The sequence below is a fragment of the Komagataeibacter kakiaceti JCM 25156 genome (assembly GCF_000613305.1).
The window spans coordinates 1-653 of the sequence record NZ_BAIO01000852.1; the positions used below are offsets into that span (position 1 = coordinate 1).

1 pseudogene is annotated in these 653 nt (G+C 64.8%); it reads left to right on the plus strand.

The features are described 5' to 3' along the window. Positions 1-279: 279 nt before the first annotated feature. Positions 280-653 (plus strand): annotated as a pseudogene (locus tag JCM25156_RS26555) (3'(2'),5'-bisphosphate nucleotidase CysQ family protein); the annotation flags it as partial.

Here is a 653-nt window from a genome sequence, read left to right on the forward strand (position 1 = left end):
GCCAGCGCCCCGTCCAGCGTGGTGTTCACGGTTGCGAAGATGCCGGTGGGGGCGGCGCCGGATGTGGCGAGAATGGCGATCGCGCTGGCCTGGGGCACGGTGGCGTCGGAAAAGGCGATGTCGAGCATATGGATCACGGGGCTCCGCTACGAAGGTTTGGGACAGACGGGATAAATTCCCTTGCCAGCCAGGCATGGCCATGACCGGAATATCCGTATCCGAAGCATCATGACCGATAAGGGCATGACGGCGCGGCATGAGTAAGCTAATGCGAACAGCATGAATACACCATCCATACCCGTATATGAGGACGGATTCCTTCTGGATCTGGCCCTGCGCCTGGCCGATGAGGCCGCCGGCTGATCCGCGCCATCCGCGCGCGCGGCTTCGCGACCCGGATCAAGACCGACAGTTCCCCCGTGACGGAAGCCGACCACGCGGCGGAGGCCCATATCCTCAAGGGCCTGCGCGCCCACGCCCCGGCCATACCTGTGGTGGCGGAGGAGGAGATGGCCGCCGGGATCCGCATCGATACGGGCAGCGAGTTCTGGCTGGTGGACCCGCTGGATGGCACGCGTGAATTCGCCGCCGGGCGCGATGACTTTACCGTCAATATCGGTCTTGTACGCCATGGCCGCCCGGTTCTGGGCGCG